This is a genomic window from Pseudarthrobacter sp. GQ63 (assembly GCF_059758765.1).
On the sequence record NZ_JCAXEF010000005.1, the window covers coordinates 77,454 to 103,373 of the forward strand.

Annotated in this window: 22 protein-coding genes and 1 pseudogene; 6 read left to right on the forward strand and 17 right to left on the reverse strand. The window is 67.1% G+C overall.

What is annotated here, in order from left to right:
• Positions 1–2 precede the first annotated feature (2 nt).
• Complete coding sequence (locus AC6CHP_RS10940; RefSeq protein WP_104184641.1) at positions 3–746, reverse strand: metal ABC transporter ATP-binding protein; 744 nt, start codon at positions 744–746, stop codon at positions 3–5.
• Positions 743–1,717 (reverse strand): metal ABC transporter substrate-binding protein, encoded by a 975-nt coding sequence (locus AC6CHP_RS10945; RefSeq protein WP_377194281.1) that lies wholly within the window; start codon positions 1,715–1,717, stop codon positions 743–745. The genes AC6CHP_RS10940 and AC6CHP_RS10945 overlap by 4 nt, the downstream gene beginning before the upstream one ends.
• Before the next feature lie 129 nt (positions 1,718–1,846).
• On the opposite strand from AC6CHP_RS10945, the gene AC6CHP_RS10950 reads away from it, so the two are divergent.
• Entirely contained in the window at positions 1,847–2,608 is a 762-nt protein-coding gene (locus AC6CHP_RS10950) for a CPBP family intramembrane glutamic endopeptidase (RefSeq protein ID WP_427115647.1), read from the forward strand.
• On the opposite strand, the gene AC6CHP_RS10955 is transcribed toward AC6CHP_RS10950, so the two are convergent.
• The 4 genes from AC6CHP_RS10955 to AC6CHP_RS10970 all read right to left on the reverse strand — a co-directional run bounded on the left by AC6CHP_RS10955 (position 2,605) and on the right by AC6CHP_RS10970 (position 7,575).
• Positions 2,605–4,350: a hypothetical protein gene (locus AC6CHP_RS10955; RefSeq protein WP_498229815.1), complete on the reverse strand. Its 1,746-nt coding sequence runs from the start codon at positions 4,348–4,350 to the stop codon at positions 2,605–2,607. The genes AC6CHP_RS10950 and AC6CHP_RS10955 overlap by 4 nt on opposite strands.
• Before the next feature lie 64 nt (positions 4,351–4,414).
• Positions 4,415–5,350 (reverse strand): carbohydrate ABC transporter permease, encoded by a 936-nt coding sequence (locus AC6CHP_RS10960; RefSeq protein ID WP_219816793.1) that lies wholly within the window; start codon positions 5,348–5,350, stop codon positions 4,415–4,417.
• A gap of 2 nt (positions 5,351–5,352) precedes the next feature.
• The gene (locus AC6CHP_RS10965; protein WP_498229818.1) at positions 5,353–6,297 is read right to left on the reverse strand and encodes a carbohydrate ABC transporter permease; all 945 of its coding nucleotides are present in this window, start codon (positions 6,295–6,297) and stop codon (positions 5,353–5,355) included.
• Positions 6,298–6,300: 3 nt separating this feature from the next.
• On the reverse strand, positions 6,301–7,575 hold the full coding sequence (locus tag AC6CHP_RS10970) for an ABC transporter substrate-binding protein (RefSeq protein ID WP_498229820.1): 1,275 nt from the start codon (positions 7,573–7,575) through the stop codon (positions 6,301–6,303).
• A 212-nt stretch (positions 7,576–7,787) separates the two neighbouring features.
• On the opposite strand from AC6CHP_RS10970, the pseudogene AC6CHP_RS10975 reads away from it, so the two are divergent.
• The 4 genes and pseudogenes from AC6CHP_RS10975 to AC6CHP_RS10990 all read left to right on the forward strand — a co-directional run bounded on the left by AC6CHP_RS10975 (position 7,788) and on the right by AC6CHP_RS10990 (position 11,366).
• Positions 7,788–8,230, forward strand: a pseudogene (locus AC6CHP_RS10975) (VOC family protein).
• A gap of 22 nt (positions 8,231–8,252) precedes the next feature.
• On the forward strand, positions 8,253–9,218 hold the full coding sequence (locus AC6CHP_RS10980) for a 1,4-dihydroxy-2-naphthoyl-CoA synthase (protein ID WP_188726904.1): 966 nt from the start codon (positions 8,253–8,255) through the stop codon (positions 9,216–9,218).
• 13 nt (positions 9,219–9,231) lie between these two features.
• A complete protein-coding gene (locus AC6CHP_RS10985) occupies positions 9,232–10,419 on the forward strand; it encodes an AMP-binding protein (protein WP_498229822.1) in 1,188 nt (395 codons plus the stop codon).
• A 65-nt stretch (positions 10,420–10,484) separates the two neighbouring features.
• Positions 10,485–11,366, forward strand: a complete 882-nt coding sequence (locus AC6CHP_RS10990; protein ID WP_498229824.1) for a 1,4-dihydroxy-2-naphthoate polyprenyltransferase — start codon at positions 10,485–10,487, stop codon at positions 11,364–11,366.
• Positions 11,367–11,396: 30 nt separating this feature from the next.
• Here the strand turns inward: AC6CHP_RS10990 and AC6CHP_RS10995 are convergent, their stop codons facing one another.
• Positions 11,397–11,708: a DUF4229 domain-containing protein gene (locus AC6CHP_RS10995; RefSeq protein ID WP_498229826.1), complete on the reverse strand. Its 312-nt coding sequence runs from the start codon at positions 11,706–11,708 to the stop codon at positions 11,397–11,399.
• Positions 11,709–11,770: 62 nt separating this feature from the next.
• Between AC6CHP_RS10995 and AC6CHP_RS11000 the strand changes: the two genes are divergently transcribed.
• A complete protein-coding gene (locus AC6CHP_RS11000; protein ID WP_104184650.1) occupies positions 11,771–12,163 on the forward strand; it encodes a PLD nuclease N-terminal domain-containing protein in 393 nt (130 codons plus the stop codon).
• Between the two features lie 33 nt (positions 12,164–12,196).
• On the opposite strand, the gene AC6CHP_RS11005 is transcribed toward AC6CHP_RS11000, so the two are convergent.
• The 10 genes from AC6CHP_RS11005 to AC6CHP_RS11050 form a co-directional block, all read right to left on the reverse strand.
• Positions 12,197–13,690, reverse strand: coding sequence for a dynamin family protein (locus AC6CHP_RS11005; protein WP_498229828.1), 1,494 nt, complete (start codon positions 13,688–13,690; stop codon positions 12,197–12,199).
• Positions 13,687–15,576: a dynamin family protein gene (locus tag AC6CHP_RS11010; protein ID WP_498229830.1), complete on the reverse strand. Its 1,890-nt coding sequence runs from the start codon at positions 15,574–15,576 to the stop codon at positions 13,687–13,689. The genes AC6CHP_RS11005 and AC6CHP_RS11010 overlap by 4 nt, the downstream gene beginning before the upstream one ends.
• Before the next feature lie 54 nt (positions 15,577–15,630).
• Entirely contained in the window at positions 15,631–16,371 is a 741-nt protein-coding gene (locus AC6CHP_RS11015) for an IniB N-terminal domain-containing protein (protein WP_498229832.1), read from the reverse strand.
• Between the two features lie 149 nt (positions 16,372–16,520).
• Entirely contained in the window at positions 16,521–18,602 is a 2,082-nt protein-coding gene (locus AC6CHP_RS11020; RefSeq protein ID WP_498229834.1) for a LuxR C-terminal-related transcriptional regulator, read from the reverse strand.
• Between the two features lies 1 nt (position 18,603).
• A complete protein-coding gene (locus AC6CHP_RS11025; RefSeq protein ID WP_498229836.1) occupies positions 18,604–20,715 on the reverse strand; it encodes an Hsp70 family protein in 2,112 nt (703 codons plus the stop codon).
• 150 nt (positions 20,716–20,865) lie between these two features.
• Positions 20,866–22,002 (reverse strand): c-type cytochrome biogenesis protein CcsB, encoded by a 1,137-nt coding sequence (ccsB, locus tag AC6CHP_RS11030; RefSeq protein WP_498229838.1) that lies wholly within the window; start codon positions 22,000–22,002, stop codon positions 20,866–20,868.
• A complete protein-coding gene (gene resB, locus AC6CHP_RS11035) occupies positions 22,002–23,771 on the reverse strand; it encodes a cytochrome c biogenesis protein ResB (protein WP_498229840.1) in 1,770 nt (589 codons plus the stop codon). The genes ccsB and resB overlap by 1 nt, the downstream gene beginning before the upstream one ends.
• Positions 23,771–24,526, reverse strand: coding sequence for a cytochrome c biogenesis CcdA family protein (locus AC6CHP_RS11040; protein ID WP_104184658.1), 756 nt, complete (start codon positions 24,524–24,526; stop codon positions 23,771–23,773). Before AC6CHP_RS11040 ends, resB begins: the two co-directional genes overlap by 1 nt.
• A gap of 14 nt (positions 24,527–24,540) precedes the next feature.
• Positions 24,541–25,155 (reverse strand): TlpA family protein disulfide reductase, encoded by a 615-nt coding sequence (locus AC6CHP_RS11045; RefSeq protein ID WP_498229842.1) that lies wholly within the window; start codon positions 25,153–25,155, stop codon positions 24,541–24,543.
• A gap of 2 nt (positions 25,156–25,157) precedes the next feature.
• Positions 25,158–25,838, reverse strand: coding sequence for a histidine phosphatase family protein (locus tag AC6CHP_RS11050; RefSeq protein WP_188726884.1), 681 nt, complete (start codon positions 25,836–25,838; stop codon positions 25,158–25,160).
• Positions 25,839–25,920 lie beyond the last annotated feature (82 nt).

Genomic DNA, 25,920 nt, shown 5'->3' on the forward strand with positions numbered 1-25,920 from the left:
CGTCAGCCCGCTTCCTTCCGGTTGAGCACGTCCAGGCCGAACGCCATGGCGAGGTTTTCCGGCTGCAGCACCAGCTCCGGCGGGCCGTGCATGAGGACTTTGTGCATCAGCAGCACGGCTTCGTCGCACAGCTGCGGGAGGGCATGGAGATCGTGGGTGGACACCAGGATGGTGCAGCCGTCGGAGGCGAGCTCGCGCAGCAGGCGGGTGATGGTGGCCTCGGACCGTTTGTCCACGCCGGCAAAGGGTTCGTCCAGCAGCATGATGGTGGCGCCTTGCGCGATGCCGCGGGCCACGAAGGCACGCTTCTTCTGCCCGCCGGACAGCTGGCCAATCTGGCGGCCGGCGTAATCGCCGAGCTCCACCCGGTCCAGCGCCTCGTCAACGGCAGCCCTGTCGGCCTTGGATGCCCGGCGGGTGAACCCCTGGTGGCCGTACCGGCCCATCATCACCACATCGCGCACGGACAGCGGGAACTGCCAGTCCACTTCCTCGCTTTGCGGAACGTAGCCGATCCCACCTTCACGGCGTGCTTTGGAAGGTGACTGGCCGCCAATCCGCACGGTGCCGGCGTCGGGCTTGACCATTCCCATGATCACCTTGAAGAGGGTGGATTTCCCGGAGCCGTTCATGCCCACCAGGCCGCAGATCCGTGCCGGGTCCACCGTCAGGGAGGCGGCGTCGAGGGCCAGGACCTCGCCGTAGTGCACCGTGACGTTGTCCACGGCGATGGCCGGGGTGCTCATGATCCCGCTCCGGCGGTGAGGGCCTTGGTAATGACCTCTGCATCGTGCCGGATCAGGTCCAGGTAGGTGGGGACCGGCCCGTCCGCTTCCGAGAGGGAGTCCACGTAGAGCGTGCCGCCGAAGCGGGCGCCCGTGGCCTCCACCACCTGCTGCATGGGGGCGTCGGACACTGTGGATTCGCAGAATACCGCGGGAACCTGGTTTGCCTTGACGTATTCGATGGCCCGCGTGATCTGCTGCGGGGTGGCCTGCTGTTCGGCGTTGACCGCCCAGATGTAGACCTCCTTCAGCCCGGCGTCGCGGGCCAGGTAGGAGAATGCGCCTTCACAGGTGACCAGGGCGCGCTGGTTTTCCGGGACGCCGGCCAGGCTGGCGGTCATCTGGTCCTGCACAGCCTGGAGCTCGGCCTTGTAGGCGTCGCCGTTCGCTGCGAAGGCAGCCGCGTTGTCCGGGTCCAGCTCGCTGAAGGCCCGGACCATGTTGTCCACGTAGGTCTGCACATTCACCGGCGACATCCAGGCGTGCGGGTTGGGTTTGCCCTGGTACGAGTCCTCGCTGATGGACATCACTTCCACACCCTCGCTCACCACAGCGTGCGGTACGTCCAGCCCTTCAACGAACTGCCCGAACCAGGCCTCCAGGTTGAGTCCGTTGTCCAGGATGAGGTCGGCTTTGGAGGCCTTCCTGATGTCCCCCGGGGTGGGTTCGTAGCCGTGGATCTCTGCGCCGGCCTTGGTGATCGACTCCACCGTGAGCTTGTCCCCCGCAACATTCCGGGCCACGTCGGCCAGCACGGTGAAGGTGGTCAGGACCACGGGTTTGCCGTCTCCGTTGCCGGAGGCTCCCCCGCCGCAGGCGGTCAGCACAAGGGAAAGCACGACGGCGGCCACGGCTGCGGCGCGGAGACGCACCGCCCGCCCGGGGCGGGTCCGGGCGGCTACTTTGGCGCACCGAAACATAAATTTAGGCATACCGAAGATTCTACGGGAAGCACGTTTCGGCCAGCAACGCACCCCGGCCCATCCAGGTAGCAGCAGATGTCCGTTTGACCGCTGAATCCGACATCTGCTGCTACCTGGTTGGGAGGCTAGGCTGAAGCTATGGCTACCGCCCACCGAATACCACCCGCACCGCAGCCGGAGCTGTACCGCTTCAAGCCGTTGGATTTCGCCACCCTCATCACCTACGTGGCCATCGCCGGCTTCTTTGCCGTGGCCGGTGAACTGCTGGCTCCCTTCCTGCGCCAGATAGCCCCCAGCCCGGCGGCAGCTTCCTACGCGGTCAACCTGCTCTTTTATGCCTCCGTGGGCATACTTGCCGTGCTGGCAGCCCGGAAGGTGGTGGGCCGCGACCTCAGGGTGCTGGCCACCCGGCCCTGGTTCACGCTGCTGATGGTCCCGGCCGCGGTGATTGCCATGATGATCCTGACCGCCGTGGTGGTCGCCCTGAGCGGCGAGGCCCAGACGTCACAGAACCAGGCGGGACTGCAGGAACTGGCCCAGCAGATCCCGGCCTGGCTGATGGTCCCGCTGCTGGTGGTGGTGGGACCGTTCGTGGAGGAGTACATCTTCCGCCACCTGCTGATTGGCAAGCTGAGCCGGCGGGTGAACATCTGGATCTGCTGCGCCCTGTCCGTGGTGCTGTTCGCGGCGCTTCACATCGTGGGCCAGGAGGCGGTCACCTTCACTGCATTGCTTCCCTACCTGGCCATGGGCGCCACGCTGGTGTTCGTGTACGTGTGGACCGGGAAGAACCTGGTGTTCGCCTACTTTGTGCATGCGGCAAAGAACCTGCTGGCCGTGGTGTTCATTTACGCCATCCCGCCGGAGGTTTTCGAACAGCTCCAGCAGGTCCAGCCCTAGGAGCTCCGGGGCACGCCGCGCAGCGTGAACCGGTGGCTGCCGCGGGTGCGCCCGGTGATGTACACCTTCACGCCTCCGGTCGCGTTGGTCCCGGCCAGGTACCGGTAGCTTTCGCCGGGGTTGTAGGCAGCCGGCGTGTCCGGGCCGGCAGGTAAACCGGGCCCGAACTCGATGGCGTCCCCGCCCACCTCGTAGCGGCCCATCCCCTCCACCAGTTGGAAGGCGCCGGTCCCGCCCAGGGGGATAACGCCGTCGAGCGTTCCACCCGGCCGGAACGTCAGCTCGAGGGCGAAGGCCGTGTCCGCGCCGTCGAAACTGACGTCCAGCACCGCCTGTCCGCCGCCAGCCTGCACGGCTATGTCCGTGGCGAGCCGGTGGACCACGGTGGGGCGGCTGCTGAAGTCCATGCCGGCGCTGAACCGGCCCTCGTGCTGCAGCGTGTAGATGCCGTCCGCCCGCCGCTTCTGGGAAGGAAGGGGCAGGTAGAAGTTGGCTTCCAGCTCCTCGGACAGGGTCACGGCATTCCCGCGCGCCACCGTGTGCTGGCTGCGGAAGGGCCCCAGGTCAAAGAAGCTGCGCGACAACCGGACGTCCGTGAGCACCGCCGCGCCGTGCGCAAAGCGGAGGAAGGTGGGATTCGTGGCAAGCCCGGACACCACACCGGGGACCAGGGCGTCGCAGCCGCCGAACACGGTGGCCACCGATCCTGCGCCCCGGAACCGGTACGCGCCGCAGCTCTCCAGCGCAGCTCCCGCGGGTGCCATGGCGGCGTGGAATGAATTGTCCGACGACGGCGGCACCCCTTCACCCGGGCGGTTTCCGGGCAGCACCTCCCGCAGCCACGGGTCCAGCCGGGACAGCGCCAGCAGCTTGGCCGGCTCATGCAGGGGCAACGCCTCCAGCCAGGTGGCTGCGGCGGCGAAGTCCTGCCGCCCGTCCTGGTTGGCCAGCCGCCGGTACAGGTGCAGGAAGGGGGCGGCGTCGAAGGTCATCCACTGGTCCTGGCGGCGAGAGAACACCGACTCCACGCTGCCGTCCGGGCTGAACCACGGCAGGAACGCCGTGAGGTTCCGGCGGACGTGGTCCAGCAGTTCCGGCCGCCCGGAGCTGTCCGCGATGGTCAGCAGGGACGGGTTGGTGACGGCGGTGGCATACAGCGGACTGCGCTCGGAGTACATCCCGTCCGGCAGCTGGTCGATCCCCTCGGCCAGCCACTCCGCGATCCTGTCCGCAATGCCCGGCCGCGGCTGCAGCCGGTCCATCTGCGCCAGCGCCGCGCACAGCTCCCACCGGTGGTTGGGCGTGTGGACCCCGCCCGCAACCATGGCGTCCGTGGCCCGGGAAACAATGCGGCTGAGCCGGGCATCCACCCCGGCAAGCACCGGGTCCGGCGGGCTGTCCAGTTCCCGGATCAGGCCCAACGCAAGGCACACGTCATTGAGCGTGAAAGCGGAGTCAGGCGGTGAGCACAGGTTGGTGCCGTCAAACAGGCCGGTGGGGCCCTGGAGCTGTTCCAGCCGGTCCAGGCACCTGGACATCGGCTCCCGCAGCCCGTCCGCCCCGTAAAAGCCGGAGCCGGGCTCGGTGAAGACCGCCACCATCGCCAGCAGCCTGCCCATGGCGGGCCGGTGCGCCAAGGCCGCCACACCGGCGTCGTGCGTTTCCAGCATCGCCTGCACGGACTGGTCCGCCGCCTCCGCCACGCGGTTCAGGAATGCGGCGTCGGCCGAAGCTGTCTGCAATGTTCTTACCTTTCATGGGCCTGCCCGGGGGCAGGCTGGCGGGGTGGTGTGCCGTGGCCGGACGCTAGTCCTTCAGGCCCGCGCTGACATCAGCGTTGAGCACGTATTTCTGGAACACAAAGAACACCAGGACCAGCGGCAGGATGGAGATCACCGAGGCGCCCAGCAGCACCGGCCAGTCGATGTTTTCCGCACCCACGATGCTGCGCAGGGCCACCTGGAGCGTGTACCACTTGGGATCGTTGAGGACGATCAGCGGCCAGATGTAGTCGTTCCACCGCCACTGGAACGAAAAAATGGCGAGCGTGAACAGGATGGGCCGTGAGAGCGGCAGCATGATCCGGAAGAAGATGGCCAGTTCGCTGGCGCCGTCGATCCGGGCCGAGTGCAGCAGGTCATCCGGGACAGTGAGGAAGAACTGCCGGAACATGAACACGCCCGTGGCCGTCAGGACGGACGGCACGATGATGCCGGCCAGCGAGTTGTAGAGGCCCAGATCGCGGATCACCGTGAACGTGGGGTTCAGGATCACCTCGGTGGGCAGCATGGTGGTGGCCAGGATGCACACGAAGAACAGCCGGGTGCCCTTGTTGTTGTACTTGGCCAGCGCGTAGCCCGTGCAGGCGCTGAAGAACACCGTGAGCACCGTGGTGACGATGGCAACCGTTGCCGTATTCAGGAAGTACTGCGCGAAGTCCACCCGTTCCCAGGCATCCACGAAGCCCTGGAAGGTCCATTCCCGCGGAATCATGGACAGCGGGTAGCTGAACAGTTCGCTGCCCGGCTTGAAGGAGCTGAGGAGGAACCAGAGCAGCGGCAGTGCGTAGATTGCCGCGATGACCCACATGAGCACGGTGAGGGGGACGGAGAGCCTGGCCCGGCCTTCCCGGTTGCTTCGGGGGCCCCGTTGTCCCCGCCCGCCCCTGGCGGCTTCCACTTTCTCGGCTCCGAGGGCGGATTCCTCCGCGATGGCGGGAGGGAGGTTGGCTGCTGTTGCCATGGTCAGGCCTTCTTCCGGTTGAAGCGCAGCTGGATGAGGGCGATCGCCAGCAGGACCACCATCAGCACCATGGAGGCGGCACTCGCGTACCCCACCTTGGACTGCTCGAAGCCGGTCTTGTAGATGTACTGCACGATCAGGGTGTTCTCCGTTCCGGGGCCGCCGTTGGTCAGCGCCTGGATCATGGCGAATTCCTTCATGGCATGGATGGTGGAGAGCAGGATGACCATGAACGACGTCGGTGCGATGCCCGGGAGGGTGACGTTCAGGAAGCGCTGCCACGCGTTGGCGCCATCCAGTTCCGCTGCCTCCAGCAGGGCTTCCGGGATGTTCTTCAGGGCCGCGATGAAGAGCAGCATGTTGAAGGCCGTCCCGCCCCATGCGGAGGCGAAAATGACCACCGTGAGGGCCAGGTTGCCGTTGCTGGACCATGGGACCGCGCTGCCGCCGGCGCTGGTGATCAGGTAGTTCACGAACCCAAAGTCCTGGCCGAACAGCCACTTCCAGATGACGCCCACCACGATGGGTGAAATCAGCCAGGGCAGGAAAATCACGATCTTGGCCGCGGTGCGTCCCCGGACAGCCTTGCTGACCAGCAGCGCGGCTACCCCAAGGGAGCAGACGTAGATTAGTGGCACGGACAGGACCGTGTACACAAAGGTCCTGCCCAGGGCGGCGTAAAAGGTGCCGTCCGCGAAGAGCTTCTGGAAGTTGGCCAGGCCGATGAAGTTCAGCTTGCCCACGCCACGGTAGTCCGTGAAGGAATACAGCAGCCCCAGCGCTCCGGGCCAGACAAAGAAGACCAGGAAGAGCACCACGTTGACGCCGATGAGGACCAGCGGTGCGATGACATAGCGGTTCCGGCGCTTCTGCTGGGACTTGCTCCGGACTGCACCCGGTTCCGGTACCCGCGGCGCCACCGTGGTGCTCATGGTTGGGTTGGCCACGGATCAGGCTCCGTTGTAGAGCTTCACGATGTTGTCCACCGTGGTCCTGGCATCCTGGCTGCCGGAGAGCATCTTGACGGTCTCTTCGCGCAGGGGGTCGCCGGAGAACGGGGTTTCCGCGTAGGCCTCGGCCACCACGCGTTTGATGGCGTTGTCCCCCTTGGCCTCGTTGCCGGCGATCTGCTTCTGGTACAGCTCAAAGGAGGCCTGCTGGAACGGGTACTCCACCTGCAGGTCCTTCACCGGCAGGTAGCCGCCCAGCTTGGCGAACTCGGTGTAGTTGGCGTCCTCGTAGAACCAGTCGATGAACTTCTTGGCTTCCTCGTCGGCGCCGGTGTCCTTGAAGGCGATCATGAAGCCGCCGCCGAGGTTGGTGGCGCTGACGTCCTTCTTGGGCAGCGGCACGGAGAGCCACTCGAAGTCCTTGATGTTCTTGTTAAAGTCCGCCACCTGCCAGCTGCCGGAGTAGTACGCGGCAACCTGGCCGCTCTTGAACATCGCATTGCCGTCCTCGCCGCTGAGCCAGACCGACTTGGGCATGGTCTGGTCATCGTTGATCTTCTGGAAGTACTCCAGGGTTTCCACGGCCTCGTCATCTGCGGAGTACTTGTCCCCTTCCTTGGCGAAGGCGGTGCTGCCGAACTCGTACATCATGGCGCGCAGGCGGTGGCCGGAGCGGTCCATCACGAAGCCGTACTTGGCGCCGGCCTTCTCGCGGACCTCATTGACCGCAGCCACGAACTCGTCCCAGGTCCACGCCTGTGCAATGTCGGTGGGGTAGCTGACGCCGGCTTTGTCGAACAGGCTCTTGTTGACGAACAGGCCCACGGCGGTGAGGTCGGAGGGGATGGCGGGGATGATGCCGTCCGGGGATTCCTGCAGGAAGTTCTGGTCGATTCCGCGGGACTGGGCGATGTCCGAGAGGTCCTGGAGCTGGTTGACCCACAGCGGATCCAGGCCGGTGACGCGGGCCAGGGCCGGGAGATCATTAGCCGTGGCCGCGTTCTTGAGCTTGGTGGTGATATCCGCGGTGGGAACGTCCACCACCTCGATGGTGATGCCGGTGGCTTCCTGGTACTTCTTGGCCGCGGCCGCGAAGGCGCCGCCCTGGTTGGTGTCCCCGGAGAGGACCAGCTGCAGGGTTTTTGCGCCGCCCTCCGATCCGCCTCCGCCGCTGCTGCCGCAGGCGGTAAGCCCCGTGGCCAGGGCCGAGAGTCCGAACGCCGTCAGTCCGAACTGGCGGCGGCTGATGCTGGAGATTCTTGTCTTCTCTGACAATGGTCTGTCCTGTCTCTCGCTGGGCTCCAGGCCCTCCGTTGGCGGCCCTGGGTGAAAGTGGTGGCGCTGCCCGCCGGAAAACAATCCGGGAGGGAAAAGCCTTTCCGCCCAACTGTGACTTATGTCATGACAATGTGTCAAGAGAACTTTCTATCGTTATACAATGCTTGCCAGGCCTTCCCCGGCAGCACGTGCCACCGTACCTTGGTGGGATGGGACTGAACATCCAGATAGTCATCGACTGCACCCGTCCGCACGAGCTTGCCGACTGGTGGGCTGAATCCCTCGGGTGTGGTCCGTGGAGCCACAGGACGCCGCTTTCATCCGCTCCATGATCGAGCAGGGTTTCGCCACGGAGGACATGACCATGACCCACCGGGGCAACCTGGTGTGGCGCGAAGGCTGCGCGATCCGCCCAACGGAGGAATTGGAGTCCAAGGCGCCGGAACGGCGCCTCCTCTTCCAGACGGCGCCCGAGGCCAAAACGGTGAAGAACCGCGTGCACTGGGACATCAACCTGGCCGGCCGTGACAAGGACGAGGTCCGCCGGGAATTTGAGGCCCGGGGCGCCACGTTCCTGTGGACGGCCAGCCAGGGGCCGCACTCCTGGCACACCATGGCGGACCCCGAGGGCAACGAGTTCTGCATCAGCTGAGGCCGATTACTAGACTTGCACGGTGAGCAAACAGATTCCCGCACAGGTGTCCGACGTCTTCGACCCCTCCCGCTGGCGCACCGTGGCCGGCTTCGAGGACTTCCAGGACATGACCTACCACCGGCAGGTGGAGCGGGATTCCGACGGCGGCTGGGTGCGTGACCTGCCGACCGTCCGGATCGCGTTCAACCGGCCCGAGGTGCGCAACGCCTTCCGGCCGGGCACCGTGGACGAGCTCTACCGGGCCATGGACCACGCCCGGATGTCCCCGGACGTTGCCACCGTCCTGCTCACCGGGAACGGCCCCTCCCCCAAGGACGGCGGGCACTCGTTCTGCTCGGGTGGAGACCAGCGGATCCGGGGCCGTGACGGCTACCGGTATGTAATACAAGAAACAGACGGCGAAACCCAGGAAACCATCGACCCCGCCCGCGCTGGCAGGCTCCACATCCTGGAAGTCCAACGGCTCATGCGGACCATGCCCAAGGTGGTCATCGCCGTCGTCAACGGCTGGGCGGCCGGCGGCGGGCACTCCCTGCACGTGGTGGCGGACCTCACCATCGCCTCCCGCCAGCACGGCAAGTTCAAGCAGACGGATGCCACGGTGGGCAGTTTCGATGCCGGCTACGGCTCGGCCCTGCTGGCCCGCCAGATCGGGCAGAAGGCGGCGCGCGAAATCTTCTTCCTTGCCCGCGAATATTCCGCTGAGGACATGGTTCGGATGGGTGCCGTCAACGAGGCCGTGGACCACGAACGCCTCGAAGAGGTGGCCCTGGAGTACGCCGCGGACATCGCACGGCAGTCGCCTCAGGCCATCCGCATGCTGAAGTTCGCCTTCAACCTTGCCGACGACGGCCTGGCCGGGCAGCAGGTGTTCGCCGGGGAGGCCACCCGGCTGGCGTACATGACGGATGAGGCGGTGGAGGGCAAGGAAGCCTTCCTGCAAAAACGCGAACCCGACTGGTCCACCTTCCCGCACTACTTCTAGGCAGGAGCGGAACATGAATACTCCAGCGAAAGCCGCTGGCCCCATCAACATCGAGCCGGCACTGACAGCCCTGGCGGCCGCCCTCCATGGCGAGGGACCCGCCGTCGAACTTTCCGTCGGCGAGGACGGCACCCTGGTGGTGGGGCACGTGGAGACTCCGGGCTGCGATGACGCGGTGGCCGTGGTCCGCACGTCCGGCTCCACCGGCGCACCCAAGGCCACGGTGCTGACCGTCGAATCTCTGGCGGCGTCCTCGATGGCTACGGCCCTGGCGCTCAAGGGCGAAGGCCAGTGGCTCCTAGCGCTGCCCGTGCAGTACGTTGCGGGCATCCAGGTGCTGGTGCGCTCCCTGTTCGCGGGCACCCGCCCGTGGGTCATGGACATGTCCCACGGCTTTACCCCCGAGGCCTTCACCGCCGCGGCACAGGAACTCACGGACAAAATCCGGTTCACCTCGCTGGTCCCCACCCAGCTGCAGCGGCTCCTCGACGCACCGTCGCCGGAGACCCTGGCCGTGCTCCGCCGCTTCAACGCCGTCCTGCTGGGCGGCGCCCCCGCACCGGCATCCCTGCTGGCCGCCGCCCGCGAGGGCGGAGTGCGGGTGATCACCACCTACGGTTCCGCCGAATCCTGCGGGGGGTGTGTCTACGACGGTTTCCCGCTGGAGGGCGTCTCGGTCCGGGTCGAGGAGGACGGCCGCATCCTGCTGGGCGGGGACACCATTGCTGCGGGCTACCTCGAGTCGCCGGAAAGCACGGACACGTTTTTCGAGGAGGACGGCGTGCGCTGGTACCGCACCAGCGATCTCGGCAGCATTGACGACGACGGCCGGCTGACCGTGCTGGGCAGGGCCGACGACGTGATCATCACCGGCGGCGTGAAAGTTTCCGCCGCGCACGTGCAGGAAGAGCTGGAGAAGTCCGACGGCGTCGCCGCGGCTTTCGTGGCAGGGGTGCCTTCCGCCGAGTGGGGCCAGGCCGTGGCGGCCTACGTTGCGCTGGCGGACCCCGCGCCAGCTTCGGCTCCGGGCGCGTCAGGCGGGGACACCGCCGTCGTCCTTGAACAGCAGTGGCACCGGACGCTGGGGGTCCTTGCGCCCAAAACCGTCCTGGCGGCCTCCGCGCTGCTGATGCTTCCCAACGGCAAACCGGACCGCCTGGCCATGACCGCCGAACTCAAAGCCCGGCACCAGGGAAAGTAAAGTAGACCTGCACCACCCGGCAGGGCCCCCCTCCTGCCGCCCCCAACACACGCGAGGTACTTAACGTGGCTACAGCCGCACAATGGATCCAAGGCGCCCGGCTCCGGACGCTGCCCGCAGCGATTGCGCCGGTGCTGATCGGCTCCGCCGCAGCCTACGAGATGGGTTCGTTCCTCCTGTCCAACGCCATCCTCGCGGCGCTGGTGGCCCTCCTGCTCCAGGTGGGGGTGAACTTTGCCAACGACTACTCGGACGGCATCCGGGGGACCGATGATGACCGCGTGGGCCCGCTGCGCCTGGTGGGATCCGGGGCGGCCAGCCCTGAGCACGTGAAACGGGCGGCGTTTGCTGCGTTTGCGGCCGCCATGGTGTTTGGCCTGGTCCTGGTAGTGATTACCCAGAGCTGGTGGCTGATCCTGGTGGGGCTGGGCTGCGTCATGGCCGCCTGGGGCTATACCGGGGGGAAGAACCCGTACGGCTACATGGGCCTGGGTGATGTGTTCGTGTTTGTGTTCTTCGGGCTGGTGGCAACCCTGGGCACCACGTACACGCAGGCCGGGCAGATCAACCTGCCCGCCATCATCGGTGCAATCGGCACCGGGCTGATCGCCACCGCCCTGCTCATGGCCAACAACGTCCGGGACATCCCCACGGACATGCAGGCCGGCAAGAAGACCCTGGCGGTCCGGCTGGGCGACAAGCATGCGCGCGAAAGCTACGTGCTGATGCTGGCCGTGGCCATCCTGCTGGTGGTGATCCTGGCTCCCGGCCGGCCGTGGATGCTCATAGTGCTGCTGCTGATTCCGGCCTGCCTCATGCCCGCGTGGCTGATGATCAACGGGCGCAAGCGCAAGAGCCTCATCCCGGTCCTCAAGCAGACCGGACTGATCAACCTCGGCTACAGCCTGCTGTTCTCACTGGGACTGGTGCTCAGCCGCGGTTTCTAGCGGACCACAGCCTGCGGAGCGCGGCGGGGCCTAAGGGCGCTTGCGGCCCTTTGCGTCATTGTTGATGGTGACGCCGGGGTTGGCGTCCAGCAGTGCGTCCTCGGCGTGCGCGTCCTGGACCTCGCCGGCGGAGCGCAGCGGCTTGGCCCTCCCGGAAAAACGGTGCTGGAGTGCCGCCGCGGCTTCGTCCCGCTGCTTCTGGAAAAACAGGTAGCTCACGGCGAAAGCGATCAAGGCCGCGGAGATGACGGACATGAGGGCGCCCAGCCCCAGGAAGGTGAAGAGCACGAACAGGGGCGCGAAGAGAGCCAGGCGGATCAGGGAATATTTCAAAAAGGCCACTATTCAAGTTTAGCCGCCTCCCGCCTGCGGCCCCTGCCCCTCCTGACGATAGACTTAATGGCATGCTCTTCCGTGTGGCTTTGGCCGTCGCAATTCTCGCCATCTTCGTGTATGGCCTCGTCGACGTGATCCGGACCGACGGGCGCCTTACCCGCGGAATTTCCAAACCCGCCTGGATCGTGGTCATGATCGTCCTGCCGGTGCTGGGCGCGATTCTCTGGCTCCTGATCGGCCGGCCGCGCGGCACTCCCCCGCCGCGGCAGGACTACCGCCACCCCACTGCCCCGGACGATGACCCGGACTTCCTCCGCAACCTGGAGGTCCGCCGCCGGCAGGAGGCGGAAGCCGCCCGCCTCAAGAAGCTCAAGGATGAGCTGGATGCCAAGGCAAAGGACGTCGACGGCGGGAAAGACAAGCACGAGACCGACGAGCACGATAACGACGGGCTGAAATAGGTCTCCGCCGGGGAACACTCCCCCGGCCGTCCTTCAGGCCGGTTGGCGCTGGCGCTGGCGGGCAGACGACTCCGCGAGCACACCCTCGCAGCTGCGGACCACAACCCGGCAGGCATCAAGGGCCAGCCCGTCCGTCACCGGGCTCTCCGCTACTGCGCGCCAGCGCAGCAGGTAACGGCGGGCTTCGTCAGCCATGTCGCTGGGCGTCGTGTCCGGCTCCATACCCAGCCTCACGTGCAGCGCAGCACCCCGGCCGCCGATCAGGCCCTCGGCTTCCGCCGCCAACTCGGGGCTGAGCGGCACGCCCGTGGTCCGCAGGACGGCCAGCAGCCGCAGTTCGCGGAACTCATGCGCATTGGCCTGCAGCCGCTCCAGGGCCGCAGCCAGGTGCCCGGTGCCCGGGCGGGGCGAGTTGCGCAGCAGGGACTCCACCGCCACCAAAGCCGTGCGCGCCTTCAGCGCCTCGGCCCGTGCCTGGAACTGGCGGCCCAGCAGGTCCAGCAACGGATCCAGACCGCTGCGCCGGGCCAGCTCGTGGGCCAGCGGGGTGGGTTCATTGAATCCGCTGGAGATCAGTACGACGGCCAGCCGGATCCCGAACAGGCCAAACCTTGCCAGCAGCGAGGCCCTGGCTTCCGCCGCCAGCCCTTCCGGGATGGTGGACCGGATGAACCTGTCCGCCGAGAGCAGTGCCCTCTCGCGGTCACTGCGGTCCAGGCCCGCCAGCAGTTGGAGGGCGGCGAACTCCTGCTGGCGCATGGTCCGCGCACTCTGGGCAAGGAGTCCTGCCACCGGCACCACGCCCAGGGCAAGCTTCCGCAGGTTATGGTCACGGCGGTACCTGTCCGCGATCTCTCCCGCTGAGAGCAACGAATCGATGCGGCCGCCACCAACCTCATCGGCCCTGGAGAGTACCGCGATTGCGTTGACCGTTCCCGAGCGGCCCGCTTCCGTGTCCCGGAAGGACTCAAGGAACCGAACGTCCGCTGCGTGCATGTGGCGCATCAGGTAGATGATGGCGTCGGCCTCCGACTCAGTGTCCGCCGGGGCCAGGAAAGCGGTGGAGCGGGCGGACACCTCGCGGGACAGCGAAGCGATGCCGGGGGTATCGATCAGGGTCATGTTCCGCAGCGCCGGCGACGGCCACTCCACCTCCAGCCGGTCCACGTCCGCCGCGTCCACATCCCCCAGCACGAAGACGAGGCGGCCGTCCACGCGTTTGAGCGGCAGCACCCTGGGCTCGCCGCCGGCGGGGTGGAGGGTGATGCGGGGAGTGTGCCCGTGCCGGTACCAGGTGATGATCCGGGTGCACTCCCCCGTGTCCGTGGGCGCTATCTCCTCGCCGAGAACCGCGTTCAGCAGGGTGGACTTGCCGGCTTTGACCATGCCCGCAATGGCCACACGCAGCGGTTCCGCGAGCCTCCGGGCAATACCCTGGAGGGCGGCCACGCTGGCCGGATCATCCGCGTAGGTTTCCAGCGCCTCCTGGACCAGGCCTGCGGCACCGGCAACTGTTGAACCAGTCATCGGGGGCCGCCCGCCGGCATCATGGTTCCGGACACGGATACCTCGGCGGCAACAGCCTGCGCGGCCCGGTGGAGTGCATCCACCTTCTTGAGCTCGGCCTTGATGTCCCTGATGCGGGCGTCCTTTTCCAGGGCGTAGGTATTGGCGGCTTTCTGTGCGGCGGACACCGAGTCGGCCAGGGAGCGGTGGTGCTCGTCCGCTATCTCGGTGAAATGGTCCCGGATGGAGCGCTGTACCAGCCGCAGGCGGTCCTTCAGTTGCTTGCCCACCTGGAAGGTCACGTCGTCGAGCTGCCGCCTGACGAGGGCCTTGGCCTCCCCCTGCCGGCGCTTGAGCCGCGCTTCCTTGTCTTCCCTGTATGCCTTGCGTCCCAGCAGGATACCGGCGCCCAGCGAGAGCGGGTTGATCAGCGCCATACCAAAGATGCCGGTCAGGAGCCCGAACATCAGCACCCCTCCGTAGGAGCCCCGCATGCCGATCAGCACTTTTTGCACGGGGTTGACGTGCCCGGCGTCCATCCCCGGCATCGCGTCCACGGGATCCAGCACGTCAGCGGAATGGGACACCTGCATCACTGGCAACGGGACTTCGTCCTCGGCGAAATGGTCAGCCACCTGCCCGGCCAGCCACTGCGCCCGTTCACTGGTGAGGACGAAGGTGTCAGAGACGGCGGCCGCGGTGGATACTTCCAGCCACTTGGAAAACTCAGCCCAGGCCGGTCCCGGGTCCTCCTGGTCAATGGCGGCTTCAGCTTCCCTCTGGATGTGGCGGAGACGGTTGCGGAGGTCGTACTCCATGTCGGCGATGAGGTCGCTGATGCCGTCGCTGAGGGTGACCTGCCAGCGGGCAGACCGTTTCCGAAGGTCGTCAGCCTCAGCCCGGGCCGCCTCCAGCTCCGAGATCATCTGGGGTGTGCCGCCAGGGTTCTCGAGTGCTTCAAGCTCCGATTGCAGGGAGAGGCGCAGGTTCTCGGTGACGGCGAGCAGATCCTGGCTCACGGAGCGGCCCTGGAGGCGCTGTGCGCCTTCCACGATTCCGCTGCGGAGGTGGGCAACCAGTGCGGGGAAGCCGGATTCCTCATTCAGCTCGCTGTCCTGCAGGCGTGCTGCCTCCAGGCGGAGGTCCGAAGAGACGGGAAACAGCGGAATCCCGGGCGCTACGTTTCCGAGATGGGAGCGGTCGATCTCCTCCACCCGCCGCCAGTCCGGGTAGAGGTCGGTCTTGGTCAGCACGCCCACAACGTTCGGGGTAATCCGCATCGCTTGCCGCAGGAAGCGCAGCTCCGGTTCGGTGTATTCCTGTGAGGCATCCGAGACCAGGAGCATTGCATCGGCCGTGGGCAGGGCCGTGAGGGTGGCCAGGGTGTGCGCGGACCCGAGGCCCCCCACCCCGGGCGAATCGATGACGATGAGCCCGCCGGCCAGGATCCTGCGGGGCAGGCATACCTCGGCAGCCAGGAGTTTTTTGCTGTTGCCGGGATTGCCTTGTTCGGAAACATACGCCGGGAGGTCGGCGACGGGAATCGGTTGGCGGTCAACGGCACCGTCATCGCCGGAGTCCGCATCGGAGGTGGGGACCAGGATCGCTGCCGAGGCCGGGTCCCCGTAACGGACAACCGTGGGAACGGACGTGGCGACGTCGTCGTCGACGGGGCAGGCCGGCGCACCCACCAGGGCGTTGATGAACTTGCTTTTACCTTGCTTGAACTCACCCACCACGATGACCCGGATGCTGGGATCCCTCAGCCTCCCCAATGCCAGGTCAAGGCGTTTCCGGAGGTCCTCCCGGTCTCCGGTGCCCACGAGCTGGAGTCCATGCTCCACAAGCTGGATCAGCTGGCCGGCCGTCACCGGAGTTGTTGGGTGTGCCGGTCCTGCTTCTGCCACAGCCTGTCCTCTGTACTACGCCTTAAATATCGTTCCGGGACCGAGGTCCGGCTGCTAGGCACCAAAGTCCATGGAGTCTGCCGCCTCCCCAGCGCCAGCGTCGTCGATGTCGTTGTCGATGTCAATGGCGGCCGCGTCGTCCTCCGTGAACTCGAGCCCGGCACCGGCGGTATCCACATCCACCTCGACGAATCCCGGCTGCTCTTCGGTGAAGGATTCGTCGATCAGGGTGGCCGGGTGGACAGCCCCGCCGGCGCCCGCCGTCGCGGTGTCGCTGTCCGCGTCCAGGTCGAAGAGGCCGTCGATCCGGATGTCAGCGAAACCCATCCCGGTTCCGGCACCGATGGCGGTGTCGCCGAAAGCCGGCACGGAGTCGTTGTCGAACCATTGCTCCACGTCGCCGTCGGCCCAGATGTTGAGGGCCGGGGATTGGTCCGCCGTGGCGCCGCGGTCATCCGGTGTGGAGGGGAAGGAGTAGCTGGCCACGACGTGGGTGAGCTGTTCCACCGCCTGTCCATGGTCGTCGTCGTGGCCTCCGCCGGAGGGAAGCGGGCTCCAGCCGCTCCCGGCGTGGCCAGTCCCGGCGCTGATTTCCCGGTCAACGGTGGAAGCCGTAACGCTCAGGGGGGCGTAATCCAGGACAACCGGCATGGCGGCGTCAACATCTGCGGGGCTGACGCCGGCCAGGCCGTGCTTCTCCAGGATGCCTTCGGGATCATCCAGGAAGTCCTGGGCGGCCTGGCGGTCTCCGAAGATGCCCATCAGGAACTGGACCACTTCCTTTGCGACTGTCATGTGCTGGTCCTCAGATCGTCTTCATTTCGGTGCGCCGGCCCTGATGCCTTGGATCAAACCTATTGTTCTCAAGGGGAACCGGCATCGGGCCGGTCCCCCTTACCGCCGGCGCCCCTGGTGGGGAACCGGGGACGTCCCCGTTAGGGGTGTTAGGGGGACTGGTCATGGGCCTGGTTCTCCGGGCCAAGCGCAAGGCGCAGCTTGGCCATCAGGTCCGAGCGGTTTTCCGCGCCAAGCCTGCGCCGCATCCGGGCAATGTGGTGCTCAGCGGTGCGCGGGGAAATGTAGATGGCCTCGCCAATTTCCCGGTAGGTCTTGCCGTCGAGCACCAACCGGGCCACTTCCTTTTCCCGCTCACTCAGCCCTGCGCCGTCTGGTTGCATGCCATTACCTGCCTCGGTGGGGGGAGCGTTGCGGGCTTCGGAGGACGCCGGAGCCCCCGGGCCCGCCGAACTGGCCTGGGGGTGGAGTTCCCGGGCACAGGAGAGCAGGCGCACCATGTCCTTGCGCTCGTCCGCCCGGGCCGCGGCGTGGCCGGCAAGCCGTGCCCCTTCCCAGGGCATTCCCACCAGCCCCAGGCCCCGTGCCGCCGCCTCGACGTCATCAGGACGGAACCTCTCGGCCAGAACCGTTACCCACGCTTTGCCAGCCGCTGCGAGTACGGCCGCCAGGTGGCTTTGCCCTGCGGCCCGGGCGAGCGCTGCTGCGTGCGGTGCCAGGTCGGCTGGGCTTTCGTTCAACAGGGCAGCCTGGACGGCAGCCCAGTGCAGCGGCACGGCCCACAGCGGCGGATTGCCCAGGCGCTCCAGGAGGTCCCATGCGTCAGTGAGGTACGGGGCAACCCTGCGGCCCTCCCGAAGGCGGGCGGCTGCGATCATGAGTTCCCCCCAGGGCAGCAGGCTGTACAGGTCCACGGCGGTGTGGAGCGTCGCTTCGCGCGCCCGTTCCCAGGCCTTGATGAGCTCGGGGAAATCGCCGTTGCGCCGGGCAAGGCCCACTTCCAGGGCCGAACAGAGGAATTCGTCCCGCGGCACCAGCGGCCAGTGGTTCGCTTTGGATGCCTCGTTGATCGCAAGCCGGGCGTCCTCGAGCCTGTCCTGCATCATCGCCGACCACGCCTGCAGCAGGAAGAGTCGCGGTTTGGCGGTATCGCCTCCCTGCCCGGCGGCGGCCGCGGACCGGCAGATTGTTTCCGCCAGGTTCGGCTCTCCGCTGTGCAGCGCCACCAGCGCCGCCAGTGCAGCCGGAGTCTCCGGCAGGGGAAGCGCAGCACCCGCCGCGTTCAGCATGTCTGAGGCGTGGATCAGGGTCTGGAGTCCCTGGTGCGGGTCCCCCGCCAGGGACTGGAGAATGCCTCTTCCAAGGTGGGCAAGGGTGGCGGCAAGCAGGGTGGGGGACGCGGGCGGCGCGTCGGCCCCGAAGATGTTTTCAGCACCGGACAGGTCACCGCAGCCGATTAGGGTAACGGCGGCAAGGGGCGCGGATTGGCCGATGCGGGAGGGGCCCAGCCAACTGTAGACATCAGCTCCGCGGGCCAGCATGCCCCGTTGGGCCCATACCGCGGCTGCCACATCCGCGGCGCGGCGGACGTCCGGTGGGCTGTCCTGCCCCAACAGGGTGTCCACGATGCGGGTGGCCGTGTCGAGGTCGCCGTTGGCCGCCGCGGCCTGCGCACGCCGGGCCGCTGTGGCCTTCTCATCGGTGCCCGCCAGCAGGGCCTCATCGTAGAGCTGGTACGCCAGTCCGGGATCGCGCTCCAGCGCCTTGTCCGCAGCATGCTCCAGCTCGGTTGCCACCCGCGGATCGGCAAGTCCGGTGCGTGCCAGTTCCCGGGCGAGATCTCCCAGCGGCTGGCCGTTGGCCGCGTAGACGCCCACCAGCTCCCGCTGGAGCGCATGCACCTTGGTGGTGGGGGCGACGGCGAGAAGCGCGTGCCGGGCCGGACCGACGACGGCCCCGTCAGGAGTCAAGAGGCCTGACGACTCTGCCCTCTGCACCAGGGCGTCAAGGCTCTCCACCCCGTTCCCGTCGATCTTGCGCTGCAGGTCTGAAGGCAGCGGTCCCGGCAGGGCAAAACCCACTGACAACGCCAGCAGCAGTTCCCGGACTGCCGCGTTCTCACCTTTGAGCTGGCTTGCCATGAGTTCTGCGCTCTGCAGTGCCGCCCCCTGATGGTCCGGCTCCGGATGGCGGAATGCGGTCTTTTGCGTGTGCGGCTGGTAGCTGACCATGTCAGGCCGCCGGAATTGTCGTCGTGGCAGTGGCAGTGTCCGTGGCAGTGGATGTGCCAGACGGACCCGAGCCCACGGACTCCTCCGCCACAGAGGTGACGAGGTTGTTTTCCGTGGGGGACGCCGATACCTGGACCGTCGGTGACGGGGAAGCCGTGCGATCCCGCGGCTTCCCCTTCACCGGTTTAAGCCATCGGCCAGGTTCGCTCGGTGTGGCTGCCGTGTCCGTCGGCGTGGGCTCCGCCGTACTTGACCCCGTACCGGAATCCGTAACATAAGGTGTCGGCGTCTCAGGCTGGCTGCCAGGTGCCGTGGGCGAAGGGCTCGACGTGCCCGGCTCCGTGGCTTCTGTCGTTGTTGGATCAACGGTGGGGGTCGCCCCGTCAGTTGTCGGCGTGCCGGTCGGCGTTGTTTGGTCAGGAGTCGCTGGGCCCCCCGGCGCCGTGCTGCCGGTGGCCTCACCTGCCGCAATAGCGCTTGCGGAGGGCCCTTCGGAGGCGCCCTTCTCGATGGCCCTGATGGACGAAACCTGGCCGTTCGGCTTCCCCTCCGCCACGGGGCCAGGTGCCTGGGAGGCAGCGGCCCGCTCCATCCCGGAATCGATGCCCGCCACCGGGACCTGGGCATCTCCCGCAGCCCCGGCCGCGGGGCCGGCACCATTGCCGCCGCCCGCGGCGCCAGTGGCGGGCACCGCACCCCGGTCGTTGGAGGCCCCGGCCGGCGGGACGAACACAGAGGTCAGGCTGTTGAATCCTGCCGGGCTCTGGGCCGCCGTGGCAGTGAGGACGGTGAACAGGACGGCGGTGGCCGCCACGGCAGTAAGCCGCACCCGCGGTTTCGGGGCATGTGCTCCGCCCTTGTCACCATGGCCCTGGCTGAGGGCTGCCGCCGCCAGGGACTGCGGGGCAGGCATGGGGTTCCGGGACCAGCTGGCCAGCCGCAGCGGCGCCTGCGCACCATCCTGGGCGGTGGAAACAGCCTCACCGGGAGCTTCGGCCGGACTCGATTCCGCCGCGGCGGCAGCCGCCAGGGCCGCCCGGCCCAGCACCGCGGAAACGGCTGCGCCCATGCAGATGGAGGACTTGGGATCGGCGTCCACGGCGATAGGACGGTCAAGCTGCTCCGAGATCAGCTGTGCAACAAGGGGGATCCGGGAGGATCCGCCAATCAGCAGCACGGCGGTGAGGTCCGCCGGCTCCAGCCCAAGCTGGCCAAGGGATTGTTCCAGGGCGTCCACGGTGTCCCGGACAGGGTCTTCGATCAGGGATTCGAATTCCGGGCGGACCATGCGTATCTGCTGCTGGAGGCCGGGCAGGAGCACGGAGATGTTGGCTTCGCTGTCGCTGGAGAGCGCTTCTTTGGCTTCCACGCACTCCCGCCGCAGCCGGGAAAGCGCGGCGAGCACTCCGGGGGCTGCCGGGTCCAGCCGGGCCAGGGCGCCATCCGTATGTTCAGCCACAAAGCGGAAAAGGGCGGCATCGAAATCGGCGCCGCCCATGTGTTCAAAGCCTTCCGGTTTCCCGAGCAGTTCAAACCGGTTGCCGGCCTCCTTGCGGAGGACAGCGGTATCGAAGGTGCCGCCGCCCAGATCGTAGACGGCGATGATGCTGCCGTCCTCCACCCGAACCTGGGATGCGTAATGGAGGGCCGCGGCTTCCGGTTCCGTCAGGAGCGTGACGTTGTGGAGACCCTTGGCGGCGAGGGCGCCCTTAATGAGGGAGGTACGGTGGAAGCCCCAGGCAGCGGGATACGTCAGGATGATTTCCGACGGCGGCGCCCCCTGGCGTTCTTCCGCACGGTCTGCCACCCAGCGGGCCATGGTGGCGAACACGTCCTCGGCGGCCAGGGACAGCGTGCCCACGGAGATCGGCACGGCGTCGCCAACGCGGCGCTTGAATTCCCGCACCACCTGCCCGGGGGAATCCAGGCCGCGGCGTTCTGCGGCTTCCCCCACCAGGACGGGGCCGTTGTCGGGGTAAAAAAGAACAGAGGGTACCGAGGTTCCACGGAGTCCCAGCGGCAGGCACTCGGGAGAGGAACCTCCCTGGTCAAAACGGGCGATGGCAGCAGCTGTGAAGCTGGTTCCCACGTCAACGGCGAGAACATAGCTCATGGGTACCTCAGGAAAAACTGTTGTTCCGCCAGCAAACTTCATCACGGGCGCACGAAACCAACGTAGCATTACCGGCTGACCGGGAACAGCCCTGTTGCTACATCGATTTTAGAAGTCCCCGGCTACCTGGGAACCCCGCAGAAGTCCTGCTCAGAGGCCTGAGTACGAGTGGAGCCCGTTGAAGAACTGGTTCACGATGGTGAAGTTGAAAACCACGCAGAGGTAGCCAACGATCGAGAGCCAGGCGGCACGGGTGCCGGTCCAGCCGCGGGTGGCCCGTGCGTGGAGGTATCCGGCGTAGACAACCCAGATCACGAAGGTCCACACTTCCTTGGTGTCCCAGCCCCAGAACCGCCCCCAGGCCTTTTCTGCCCAGATGGCACCGAACATGAGGGTGAACGTCCAGCCGATAAAGGCGATGGCGTTGATGCGGTAGGACAGGTTTTCCAGGCTCAGCGCGGACGGTACCAGGCGCATGAAGCCCAGTTTGTCCGCCCCGCCGGCAGCCACCGTCTTCTGGCGGTGGGACTGGACCAGTTGCAGCGCGGACATCGCGAAGGTCAGGGTGAAGAGGGCTGAGGACAGCACGGCGATGGACACATGGATGATCAGCCAGTAGCTCTGGAGGGCGGGAACCAGGTGCCCCACGGGAGTCCAGTAGGCCACGGAGGCGGCCACCAGCATGATGATGGCCAGGCCCACCACGAAGGTTCCCAGGAAGCGGAGGTCGCGGCGGACCAGCACCAGCAGGAACACCGCCACCGCCACGAACGCGCCGGTGGTGAGGAATTCGTACATGTTGCCCCACGGCACCCGGCCGGCGCCCAGCGCACGGGTCAGCACGCCGGCGGCGTGGATCAGGGCGCCAAGGATGGTCAGGGCCACCGCCACCCGCGCGGGCGCGCGGCGTTCCGCGGCATAGCGCATGTCCGCGTCGGCGGTGATGACTCCCCCGGCCCCCGCACCCGGCGCCTTGGTGGTGGACGACGACGGCCGCTCGGCCCTGCCGGCCGGCCCGCCCAGGTGCGCCCCGGCGGAATCGGACCGGGAGCCGTCAGCGGATGCGGCGTGTTCCCCCACCCCGGCTGCCACCGGAACCCTGGCTGCGTCCTGGGCCTGGCCTGACTGCGAGGCCTGCGCAGCCTTGAGGTCGATAGCACGCAGCGCCTTGCTGCTCTTGGCCAGGTCCCAGGCGAAGGCGATGAAGGCGACGGTGTACGTGCCGGCCGCCAGCAGCATAAAGAGCTCGCTGTACTGGCCCATGGTTTCGTTGATTCCGTACGGCATTACTGGTCCTTTTCGGGCCCGGTGGGGCCGGCTGGGGTGGTGACTGTGCCTGTGGTTGCGGCAGCTGCGGTGCTATTGTCCCCCGGGCTGCCGGGAGTTTCCTGTGAGCTCCGCGGCGGGCCCTGGTCCGGATCCAGCTGCCACTCTTCGGTCAGCAGCTTCCGGAGGGCTGCCGCTTCCCCGGCAAGCCGGTGGTCCTCGCCGCGGGCCAGGAGCCCGTACTCAACCATGGTGCGGCCGTCCTCGTGGGTGCCCGTCCGGACCCATACGCGGCGGCGGTTGACGTAGAGCGACAGGATCAGGCCGGCCACGGCCAGCAGCGCGAAGATCAGGGCGTAGAGCTGGCCGGGGTTGTGGTGGATGTCCACGCCGATGTACCGCTTGACGCCGTCGAAGCTGATGGTGCCCTTCCCGTCAGGGAGGGTGTAGCTGGTCCCCGGCGAGAGGGTGATGCCGCCGGCGTCCAGGTTGCGGGCGTTCAGCGGGGTCAGGTCCTTGACGTCCAGTTCGAAGACGTTCTGCGGCGCTCCGTCATCCAGGCCAAGGTCGCCGTAGTAGGAGTTGAGCGTGAGCTGCGGGTTGAAGAGTTCCGGGTCACCGCTGAAGGAAACCCCCTCATCGGTGATGAAGGCGGTGGGCAGGAAGAATCCGGCGAATCCCAGCTGGTCCGGCGCGGCGTCGGGGACCTTGATCACTACGGAGGAGTAGTAGTTGTCCCCCTGCAGCTTGGCCACCACGGGGCCCTGCATGGCCACGTTGCCGGCACCGTCCCGGATGGTCACCACGGGGGCATAGCCGTTGCCGGTGAGGTAGATGCTGGTGCCGCCCAGGGTGACGGGATCGTTGACCTTCAGGGTTTCCTGCCGCGCGGGCGCGTCCGGGTTTTCCTTGGTGGTCACTGCGGCCGAGAAATCGATGGGCTGGCCGAACTTGCCCTCGGACTCGCGGTCGAACGTGATGTCGAACTTGTCGAGCTGGATGGAATAGGGCTGCAGCTGGCTGGACTGGAAATTGGTGCCGGGCGTGAACTGGTCGTAGCCCACTAGGGTGTTCACGAACGTGTCCCCCTCCACCAGGATCCGCTGGCCGCTGTAGCCGAACAGGCCGCCGATGGCCACGGACACCAGGACGCCGATGAGGGACGTGTGGAAGACGAGGTTGCCCACTTCCTTCAGGAAGCCGCGCTCGGCCCCCAAAGACGGCCGCGCGCCGTCGTCGTCCCTTACCTCAACGCGGTAGCCGCGTTTCTTCAGCAGTCCGGCGGCGCCGTGGATGGCGTCCGACGCCGGGATCCCGGCCCGGGCGGGTATCACCAGGGTCCCGTACTCGGGGAGGCGGGAGAGCCGTTTGGGGGTGCGCGGCGGCTGGGACCTCATCGCCTTGTAGTGGGCGATGGCGCGCGGCACCACGCACCCGATCAGGGAGATGAACAGCAGCAGGTAGATGGCCGAGAACCAGGCCGAGGAGTAGACGTCGTACAGCTGCAGGGTGTCCAGCAGCTTCCCGTAGTCCGGGTTGTCCTTAATGTACTGGGTGACGATGGACGGGTTGGCGGGGCGCTGCGGGAACAGTGAGCCCGGAACGGCGGCAACGGCCAGGAGCAGCAGCAGGAACAGCGCCGTGCGCATGCTGGTCAGCTGGGTCCAGGCCCAGCGCAGCATCTCCTTGGGGCCCAGGGCGGGCAGCGCGGCGTCAGCCTTGGCCGCTGGCAGGCCGTTGCCCGTCGCGGGTGTGGAGGACTTCTTCTCTAGGTTCACGCGCTCGCTCATCAGATCGGCAACTTCACATCGGTTTGGAACCAGTACTGGAGTTCGGTCACCCAGGTGCCCCAGACGCCACTGGCCATCAGCAGGCCCAGCACCACCAGGATGCCCCCGCCGGTGCGCTGGATGGCCAGGCGGTGCCTGCGGAAGAACGCCATCACACCCATCCCCCGGCGGACCGCCAGTGCGATCAGCAGGAAGGGGATGCCCAGGCCCAGGCTGTACACGAAGGCAAGGAAGGCGCCCTTGGCGGCGGACGATCCCCCGGAAAGGCTCAGCAGCTGCACGGCCGAGTAGGTGGGCCCGATGCAGGGCGCCCAGCCCAGCCCGAAGGTCAGGCCCAGCAGCGGCGCTCCCCAGAGCCCGGCCGGCGGCCTGGCGGAAATTTTGGCGTCGCGCTGCAGCCAGCTGAAGCCGCCCATGAAGACGACGCCCATGACAATCACCAGGATGCCCAGGAGCTGCGTGATCCACGCGTTCTGCGAACCGGTGATCAGGGTTCCCAGCTGGCCGAAAGCCCCACCGAGGAGGACGAAAATGACCGAGAAACCGAGCACGAACAGCCCGATGCCCACCAGCATGCGGCCGCGCTTCTGCTTCTGCAGGTCCACGCCGCTGAGCCCGGTGACGTAGCCCAGGTATCCGGGGACCAGGGGCAGCACGCACGGGGAGAGGAAGGAGACCAGTCCGGCCAGCAGCGCCACCGGGATGGCAAGCAGGAGCGAGCCGTTCAGGATGGCTTCGGCGAAGGGGCTGTTCACGGTCCGGACCGCCGCTACTCTGCCACGGCGGCAGCGATGAGGGCCTTAAGGGTGCCCTTTTGGACTTCGCCCAGGACACGGGATGCCACGCGGCCCTGCTTGTCCAGCACCAGGGTGGTGGGGACCGCGCCGGGCGGAACCAGTCCGGAGACAGCCAGGAGGACGCCGCCGTCCTTGTCGTCAAAGCTGGGGTAGGTCAGGTTGAAGGTCTTTTCGAAGGCCTCGGCGGTGGCTTTCTCGTCGCGCAGGTTGACGCCGTAGAACTGTACGCCCTGGTCCTTGAACTCCTGGTGGAGCTCTTCCAGGATGGGGGCCTCCACGCGGCACGGGGCGCAGGCGGCGAACCAGAAGTTCAGCACCGTCACCCTGCCCTGGAAGTCTGCGGGCGCTACGGTGGTGCCGTTGAAGAGCGCGCCGTTGACCTGGATGGCGGACTTGCGGTCCCCGGCAGCAAACTCCGTCACGGAGCCGTCGCCGGCAACATAGTTTTTGTTGTCCCCCGCCTTGGCCTGCTGGGCCAGGGCATCCTCCTGGGCGCAGCCGGACAGGCCCAGGGTCACAGCGGTCAGGGCCAGGCCGCCGGCAGCCAGCAGGCTCCGGCGGGAGGTCACGGGATTGCGGTGGGTCACAGCTAGGCTCCAGGGGTGCTGGACGCACCCGGAAGAAGGGAAGCCGCCGGTTCGCTGTACTGCACGCGCAGGAGCGTGCCGGCGTCGTCGAACACCAGGGAGGTGATGGAGGTCAGGGTGCATTCGCGTTTCCGCGGGTCATGCCACAGCGGTTTTCCCTCGGCGCTGAGGCGGGTGGCCCAGATGGGGAGCTGGTGGCTGACCATGATGGCTTCCGGTCCGTCCGTGCCGAAATCCCCGGCCGCCAGTTCGATGGCACGCAGCCGCGCGTCCTGGACCGCCTCCATTACCCGGGAAGCCTGCTTCTTGTACGGTTCGCCCCAGGACGGCCGCAGCGGGTTGACCAGCCGCGGCCAGTGCTTCGGGCGGCGCAGCTCAGCCTTGGTGACCCTCATGCCCTCGAAGTAGTTCTCCGCCTCGATGATCCGCTCGTCCGTGTGGATCTGCAGGCGCAGGGCGTCCGACGTCGGCCGGGCAGTTTCCTGCGCACGGTCCAGCGGCGAGGCTGCCAGGTAGGTGATACGGGCACCGCCGGCGGCGCGGCGGCTGAAGTGTTCGGCGAGGGTGCGTGCCATCTCCTGCCCCAGTTCGGAGAGGTGGAATTCGGGCAGCCGTCCGTACAGAACGCCGTCGGGATTGTGGACCTCGCCGTGGCGGAGCAAATGGACAGTGGCTTGGGGCATGTTTACCAGTTTCTCAAAGATGGCGTGCGATCCGAAATCTCCCGCACAAGCTTCTACAGAGAGTAGAACTGAAGTTTTTGAA

What these genes read in the sequence shown, in the direction of transcription:
- resB (WP_498229840.1), bottom strand. Translation starts at nt 23,771, where the DNA reads ATGAGCGAGCGCGTGAACCTAGAGAAGAAGTCCTCCACACCCGCGACG.
- ccsB (WP_498229838.1), bottom strand. Translation starts at nt 22,002, where the DNA reads ATGCCGTACGGAATCAACGAAACCATGGGCCAGTACAGCGAGCTCTTT.
- AC6CHP_RS11050 (WP_188726884.1), bottom strand. Translation starts at nt 25,838, where the DNA reads ATGCCCCAAGCCACTGTCCATTTGCTCCGCCACGGCGAGGTCCACAAT.
- AC6CHP_RS11000 (WP_104184650.1), top strand. Translation starts at nt 11,771, where the DNA reads ATGCTCTTCCGTGTGGCTTTGGCCGTCGCAATTCTCGCCATCTTCGTG.
- AC6CHP_RS10985 (WP_498229822.1), top strand. Translation starts at nt 9,232, where the DNA reads ATGAATACTCCAGCGAAAGCCGCTGGCCCCATCAACATCGAGCCGGCA.
- AC6CHP_RS10945 (WP_377194281.1), bottom strand. Translation starts at nt 1,717, where the DNA reads ATGCCTAAATTTATGTTTCGGTGCGCCAAAGTAGCCGCCCGGACCCGC.
- AC6CHP_RS11020 (WP_498229834.1), bottom strand. Translation starts at nt 18,602, where the DNA reads ATGGTCAGCTACCAGCCGCACACGCAAAAGACCGCATTCCGCCATCCG.
- AC6CHP_RS11015 (WP_498229832.1), bottom strand. Translation starts at nt 16,371, where the DNA reads ATGACAGTCGCAAAGGAAGTGGTCCAGTTCCTGATGGGCATCTTCGGA.
- AC6CHP_RS10950 (WP_427115647.1), top strand. Translation starts at nt 1,847, where the DNA reads ATGGCTACCGCCCACCGAATACCACCCGCACCGCAGCCGGAGCTGTAC.
- AC6CHP_RS10940 (WP_104184641.1), bottom strand. Translation starts at nt 746, where the DNA reads ATGAGCACCCCGGCCATCGCCGTGGACAACGTCACGGTGCACTACGGC.
- AC6CHP_RS10960 (WP_219816793.1), bottom strand. Translation starts at nt 5,350, where the DNA reads ATGGCAACAGCAGCCAACCTCCCTCCCGCCATCGCGGAGGAATCCGCC.
- AC6CHP_RS11025 (WP_498229836.1), bottom strand. Translation starts at nt 20,715, where the DNA reads ATGAGCTATGTTCTCGCCGTTGACGTGGGAACCAGCTTCACAGCTGCT.
- AC6CHP_RS11005 (WP_498229828.1), bottom strand. Translation starts at nt 13,690, where the DNA reads ATGACTGGTTCAACAGTTGCCGGTGCCGCAGGCCTGGTCCAGGAGGCG.